The 7182-nt window shown below is 37.4% G+C and carries 6 protein-coding genes; all 6 read right to left on the bottom strand.

The features are described from left to right. The coding region (locus AC1DG9_RS24265) for an HD domain-containing protein (RefSeq protein ID WP_477635395.1) at nucleotides 1–659 on the bottom strand (659 nt) is incomplete at its 3' end. A gap of 54 nt (nucleotides 660–713) precedes the next feature. Further along, on the bottom strand, nucleotides 714–1814 hold the full coding sequence (locus AC1DG9_RS24260) for a DUF4185 domain-containing protein (RefSeq protein ID WP_172660363.1): 1101 nt from the start codon (nucleotides 1812–1814) through the stop codon (nucleotides 714–716). A 7-nt stretch (nucleotides 1815–1821) separates the two neighbouring features. Further along, nucleotides 1822–4482: a DEAD/DEAH box helicase gene (locus AC1DG9_RS24255; RefSeq protein WP_477635394.1), complete on the bottom strand. Its 2661-nt coding sequence runs from the start codon at nucleotides 4480–4482 to the stop codon at nucleotides 1822–1824. Nucleotides 4483–4555: 73 nt separating this feature from the next. After that, complete coding sequence (locus AC1DG9_RS24250) at nucleotides 4556–5419, bottom strand: NAD(P)-dependent oxidoreductase (protein ID WP_172660365.1); 864 nt, start codon at nucleotides 5417–5419, stop codon at nucleotides 4556–4558. A gap of 11 nt (nucleotides 5420–5430) precedes the next feature. Next, on the bottom strand, nucleotides 5431–6069 hold the full coding sequence (locus AC1DG9_RS24245) for a 3-keto-disaccharide hydrolase (protein ID WP_477635393.1): 639 nt from the start codon (nucleotides 6067–6069) through the stop codon (nucleotides 5431–5433). Nucleotides 6070–6295: 226 nt separating this feature from the next. Then, nucleotides 6296–6994, bottom strand: coding sequence for a zinc metallopeptidase (locus AC1DG9_RS24240; RefSeq protein ID WP_288882806.1), 699 nt, complete (start codon nucleotides 6992–6994; stop codon nucleotides 6296–6298). Nucleotides 6995–7182: the final 188 nt, after the last annotated feature.

The raw sequence follows: 7182 nt of genomic DNA, 5'->3' as shown, positions 1-7182 counted from the left end.
CCTTTTGTTTCTTTTTCTTTAGAATCTTCAATTTTAGAAACTCCCGTTATATCCACGTTTTGTTCTTTTATGAGTTTATTTTCCAGTTCAGCAAGATTTTCTGCTTTCTTAGCATTAAGCAGCTGCTGGCAAAATTCGGTATGGTAATGGTGTGCTTTAAATAGCGCTATTGTTTTAATTCTCCAGTTAGTCTTGTCAATTTTATGCTTAACAAATGCCTCGGCTTCTTTACGCATTAACCTATTGCGTTCTTTAAACCTATCACTTCCCAGATGAAAAAGATCTGCATCACAAACAATTTGCTGCAACAGTCCCTCTGGGTTTTGAGGCATCTTGGTAGCCATAATACAACCTTTTACCTGATCAATTACTTCTGGAGAAACATCTTTATCAGATAAAAAATCGTTGGCTAAATCCGCTCCTTTTATTTCATGCTGAGTGCAATCAAAAAAATATCCCATATCATGAAACCAACTTGCGGCAACAACAATAAAGAAATCCTGGTCAGATAGCTGGTAATGGTTAGCAATTCTAACTACGTTTTCAACAACCTGTTCCGTGTGATGTAAATTATGATAAATAAAACGTTCGTCTTCGTGAGACTGAAACAAGCTTGCAACATGCGCTCTGAGCAGATCTAATAATTCCCGGTATTGCATTTTTCAGTAGTTAATAGGTACTTTATTAATTGTATAAATATGGTGTAAGTATAGCTAATCTGCAAATTTTAGTTTAGCCTTCATCAGAAAAACATTATAAGGTTTCCACATAGACATCAGAAAATAGAATTCATCGCTATTCTCATTTACCGGATGCATAAAGGCGCCATACAATCCCGGATATTCCGTTGCCTTTACTAGTGTTTTCTCGGAGCTCCAGGGTCCTGTAATGTTTTCAGCATCTCTCAATACAATTTCGGCTTTCTTTTCATTTAAATAAGTGATTATCCAGCGTTTAAACTTTTTATTGTATGCTAGCGAAAGCTCGCCTAAAGGTGCTTCAATTACCGCATCGGCACTACTCTCATCATTTTTAACCCAGCCCTTTGTTGTGCTCCAGTATTCGTAAGCGGTTTGCTTTAAAATGTCACTTTCCTTAAAACGGGCAAGGTGAGCTGATCCCCACCGGCCCGGAACGGTTCCTATCATATACACAAAACCATCTTTTTTAGCGTAAGTTACCTGAGCAAAATTACTTAAAGCCCCAAAGCGTATCTCATTACATTTAACCCAATTCTGACCATTGTTTGTAGATTTATATAAGCCAGAATAGTTTGTAGTCCAACTTCCAATGTTACCCCACTTTCTTACATCCATATAATGAACGTAATCTGTACCCGCAGCATGTATTGCCGCAGTTGGAATGGTTGTATGGCTGCCAGTACCATCAATAATATGCGGACTTGGAACAATCTGGTGCGCTACCATACCATCAAAAGTAAGCCCGTCCCCAAGATTTTTATCGCTCGATAACCCCAATACGTTTGACCGCCAATTGCCCGCTTTCCCTGGTCCACCCTCATTTACCACTTTAAAATCGTTACCATAAGTATCACCAAAAAAGAAACCTACTTTTCCATTCCCCATTTTCCAGGCTATACCTAAATCTGTACCTCCTACATCGTAAAGTTCATTTGTCTTATTTGGATTGGGCAAGGTTTCACCTGAAATGGTTTTACCTGTTACACGAGCCACTCGCTCCAAACTAATTGGAACAATATCTCTTTTTGCCGCTCTAAATGCATAAAATGATACTGACAACAAACTTCCTGTCAGCACAAGTATCCCGTTTCCGATGTATTTATTTTTTAACATATATCTATTAACCTAATAATCCCAATAAATCCTTTTTAGTCAGTGTCTTGAATATCGACTCTTCTGTTTTTATCAAATCTGTAGCCAAATCTTTCTTGCTGTCCTGCATCTTCATAATCTTCTCTTCAATTGTATCAGGGCAAATTAATCTTACCGCCACAACATTTTTTTGCTGCCCGATGCGATAGCTTCTGTCTATCGCCTGATTTTCAACTGCCGGGTTCCACCATGGATCAATGAGGTAAACATAATCGGCCTGAGTTAGATTCAAACCCGTGCCCCCTGCCTTTAAACTAATTAAAAAAACACGAATATTCGGGTTATCCTGAAAAGACCCAACCACTGCAGATCTGTTTCTGGTTTGACCTGTTAAATATTCAAAACCAATATTTCTATCAACAAGCTCTCGCTTTACCAGATCAAGCATAGTTACAAACTGAGAAAATACAAGAATCTTATGATGAGGAGACTTATTTTCTATCTGTTCAATTAATACATCCAATTTAGAGGATGTATTTTCATGTTTGCCTTCTTTTAAAATTGCCGGCGAGTTACAGATTTGCCTTAATTTTGTAATTCCCTGTAAAACATGCATACTACTCTTGGCAAGCTCATCTTCAGATTTACCTATCAGATAGTCACGAATTTCTTCCTTATTGGCTTCATAAATATCGCGCTGCTCTGCCCCCATTTCACAATATATCACCATTTCGGTTTTATCAGGAAGTTCTTTGGCTACCTGCTCTTTTGTGCGCCTAAGTATAAATGGATTGATCTTTTTTTGTAGTTCCAGAGCACTTCTTGTATTTTTAAACTGATCTATCGGCACTGAATAAAGTCTCTTAAACTGCTGCTTGGTTCCAAGCAAACCAGGGCAGGCAAAGGACAGCTGCCCATATAAATCGAAAGTATTGTTCTCTATCGGCGTTCCGGTAAGCACAACTTTATTTCTCGATCTCAATAAGCGAACGGCCTTATAACGTTGCGATTCCGGATTCTTAATTGTTTGTGATTCATCAAGAAAAATATAGTTGAACCTATATTCTTTAAGGAACCTGATATCAGCCAATAGCGTTCCATACGACGTTAAAATGATCTCGTAATTATCGAAATCATGAACTACCTTGGCCCGGTCTGAACCATATACAATCCGTATTTTTATGGACGGCGCAAACTTCTCTACCTCCTGTTGCCAGTTAAAAATAAGTGAAGCAGGAACTACCACTAAATTGGTATTATGATGACCTTTCTCTCGCTGTGAAAGGATGAATGCAAGTACCTGTATGGTTTTACCCAATCCCATATCATCTGCCAAACAAGCTCCAAAATTAAAACCATCTAAAAAATTCAACCAGTTTAAGCCTTCTCTCTGATATCCACGTAGCGTGGCATTAAGTCCTGAAGGAACTTCTACTTCTTTAATAGATTCAAAATCAGACAACTTAGAGCGATAAAGTTTCATTTCATCTTTAACAACTTCATCTAGTTGCTCCAGTTCATACAATTCGTCAACCGAAGCATAATTAATTTTTGAAGTACGAATAGTTTCTTCCACTACCTCTCCTGCACTAAAGTAGCCTGTAAACTTCTCAATCCATTCATCAGGCAATATCCCTAACGTGCCGTCATCCAATTGAACAAACTTACTTTTGTTGCGGATTGAACGATGCAGATGTTTTAATGAAACCGCCTGCTTATCAAATTTAACTTTTACTGAAGTCTCAAACCAATCTATACCACTGATCACGTTAATAGAAATATCAGCTTTGTACGGGTTTAAGTTATTGTTCTTTAATTCATTAAAACCAAGAATTGTTATCCCTTTATTTCGCCATGCCTCAAAAGCATTTAGGAACCAGTTATCTTCTGTAAATCTCTTTTTATGGAGGTAAAAGCAGTCAGCATGTGCTTGTTCCGGTAATTCCTGTACCTGTTCATAAAAGAACGGGTGCTCTCTTGAAATATTGGATATAAACTGGAACTCTGTATCCTCATCTCTATTTAATGTAAATATGTTTCCTCTTTTATCTTTGGCTCTAATTTGCTTTTTAGAAAGTATCGGAATTTCCAGACTGCCATATCTGATAACAGGAATAAAATAATGATACTTTACCTTAAGCATATCCAAAGAGAAAGGCTTATTTTCCAGCAACAGTTTTGCCGAAATTTCAAAAAAATCTCCTTTTTCATCTACTGTTAAAGTAAGATCAACCTTTAAAACCTTTAGCTGTCCCGGTATAATAGATGATGCGGTAATATTCGTTGAAACCTTCTCGTCATGAAGGTATACTTCAAATCCCAATGGATTTTTAGCCATTGCTTTAAGTCCTTCCAGATCAGATTCTGATTTACCTGCATCGTAGTTATTTCTGAACTTTGAAATACCGGTATAAAATTTCAGCTCCTCCTGACTATCTGTTTTCCAGATCATGTCAGTCGGATCAATAAAAGTAAGTGGGTTTTTAGGTTTTCCGTTTAAAGTAATTTCAGCTTCTGCAAGTTCTACTACCAAATGTCTGTAAAAACGATGTTGACTAAATATCAATATCATTTTTGTATTTCCCTTTGTTTCGGATACAGGTAGCTTAACATTTTGCTTGGCATTTAAAATCGGCTTCAGCGTAGAGAAGTCAAAATTTTCCGAGTTGTATCCTTCTTTTTCCGTCATTCAACAATGTAATAGCAATGTGCTAAAGATAAGAATAAAATAGCGCTCTAACGTTTCTACAAAGCGTTACAGATTAAGTCTTTTCCAGGTATTTAATAACAGACATAAGATCCTGATCGCCAAGACCTCCTTCATTCATTGCTGCACTAAAGGTATTCAAAAGTGGTATTGATAATGGCGAGGAAAGGCCGGCTTCTTTTGCCAACTTTAAATCTTTAACAATATACTTAAGCGCAAAGGCTGCCGGATAATTGTTATTTAAAACTGATGGCGTTTTAATTTTAATAATTCCATTTCCACACGCGCCCTCATTAATAATGGTTAACATATTTTCTTTGCTTATTCCATTTTGTTCTGCAAAAAGAACAGTCTCAGCAAGAGCTTGTATATTGATACCAAGCAGGTAATTGATTGCTAGCTTTGCCGAACTACCCGCTCCGGCTCCACCTAAGTATAAAGAAAGTTTTCCCAATACATCAAAAAGAGGTTTTGCCTTATTATAGTTCTCAGCACTTCCGCCAACCAGAATAATCAAGGTTCCATCCTGGGCTGGCTTTACACTTCCGGAAACCGGAGCCTCAATAAATTTCATCTTATGTTTTTCAGAAAGAGCAGATAAATATCTTGATGTTTCCGGAGCGACAGTACTCATATCAATTAACAATTTACCTGAGTTTTCTCCAGATAAAAGGCCATTGGTTTCATTATAAACTTCCTTTACAGCATGATCATCAGATAACATGGTAAAAACAACATCACAAGAATCAACCAATTCACGCAGATCTTTAGCAGATTGCGCGCCTGCACTTGTCAATTCCTTTTCTTTATCCTTATTCCTGTTGTAAACTCGTACTTCGTATCCTGCCCTCAGCAAGTTTGCAGCCATAGCACTGCCCATATTGCCAAGCCCAGCCCAGCCAATCTTCAAATTATTCATATTTTATTTAATTAGTTGGGCAACGGCCTAACCATAATATCTTTATAATAGATTACACTACCCGGATCATGCCCCTGTAAAGCAAAGGTACCGTCAGAAATAGCTTTGCCTCCAATATTTTCCTTTGCAACATTATCCGGCTCAGTATATTCGACAACCGTTTTCCCGTTTATTTTAATGGTAACGTTTTTATCTTTAACCATGATATATTCTTCATACCATTCATTGTCTTTTACGTAAGTTTCTTTCACATCCTGAACTGCATATAAGCTTCCTGTTCTTCGCCAATCACTGTGAGAGTTGTTTACCTGAACTTCGTGACCTTTACCCGGGAATCCCTCCTGCTGGAAAGCGGTATGGAAATAAATCCCTGAATTTGCACCAGGCTTAGTCATTACTTGTGCTTTAAATTCAAAGTTTTTAAAATTATGATTACTTACTGAACCATCATAAAATAAATGAGAAACAGGCCCGGCCACCTTTATCGCACCATTTTCTATTGTAAAGGTCTCGGGATTTTGATTTTTTTTCCAGCCGTTAAAAGTTTTGCCATCGAACAAACTAATCCAGCCGTCTGATTTCTGTTKCTTTACGCTAGAACATGACAATAAAAAAATAGAGAGAGAACACAACACAAGGATTTTTTTCATTGCCGTATAATTTAGATTAAGTAATAAGGTGTACCAGTTAAATTAGTATATATGCTAAAGGTACACAAATTAGCTTTTTTTTAAAGGTTCAATTAAGCTATATTTATCTTCTTAAATGAAGGAAGTTACTCATGAATATGGTATTGAACTGTTCTGGAAGGATAACCTGRCAGAACAATTAGATGGCTACGTTGATGGCAAATACATTAGGGGCAATGAATATGTCCTAGTTTCTATCCCTACTGTTTACAAAAAGTAAAATATAATACAATAATGTAGCTATTGAACTTATTGCAGCAACAACGTATGTTCGGGCCGCCCATTTCAGTGCATCAGCTGCTTTATCGTGCTCATAAGGTGTAGTAATATGACTATTTTCGAGCCATTTCAATGCGCGGTTACTCGCATCATATTCAACCGGAAGTGTAATAATTGTAAAGACTGTGGTGATAGCAAACAGGATAATTCCCACTAATAATATGGTAGGGTTGGCGCGTCCTATTAAAAAGCCTAGGCCCGCAAGTATTACCCATTGCGAGAGTTGAGTGCTGATATTGACAAGGGGAACAATAGCACTTCTAAATGTAAGCATACTATATGCAGTGGCATGTTGAACAGCATGGCCACATTCGTGGGTCGCTACCGCTGCAGCTGATATACTTCTGCCCTCAAAAACATCAGGACTCAGGTTTACAGTCTTATCTTCCGGATTATAATGATCGCTTAAATGCCCAGGCGTAGATATAACCCGCACATCATGAATCCCATTATCAGACAGCATTTTTTCGGCGATCTCCCTACCACTCATGCCATTAGCAAGTCCAATCTCACTATATTCCTTAAATTTACTTTTGAGCCTGTTGCTAACAATAAGACCTACAACAAACATAATTCCTGCTATCAGGTAATATCCCATTAATCCCATGTTTGAAACATTTTATTTAGTTAATAAACAAACTTGTATAAATAACAATTTAGATTCGAATTGGTTCGCAGCGCCACCTTTTAACCTTAATCCTATTTATGCATCTCAAAAATCTGTTCTAATTCTGCTACTGACTCATGAAGTAAATCTGCTGTTGCCAATGCAAGAACGGCCTCACTGATATGAAG

It is taken from the genome of Pedobacter sp. 05L430, assembly GCF_056397585.1.
This window is presented reverse-complemented; position numbering and strand designations above follow the sequence as displayed.

Coding starts and splice junctions, on each gene's coding strand:
- AC1DG9_RS24250 (WP_172660365.1), bottom strand. CDS start 5,419: ATGAATAATTTGAAGATTGGCTGGGCTGGGCTTGGCAATATGGGCAGT.
- AC1DG9_RS24240 (WP_288882806.1), bottom strand. CDS start 6,994: ATGGGATTAATGGGATATTACCTGATAGCAGGAATTATGTTTGTTGTA.
- AC1DG9_RS24255 (WP_477635394.1), bottom strand. CDS start 4,482: ATGACGGAAAAAGAAGGATACAACTCGGAAAATTTTGACTTCTCTACG.
- AC1DG9_RS24260 (WP_172660363.1), bottom strand. CDS start 1,814: ATGTTAAAAAATAAATACATCGGAAACGGGATACTTGTGCTGACAGGA.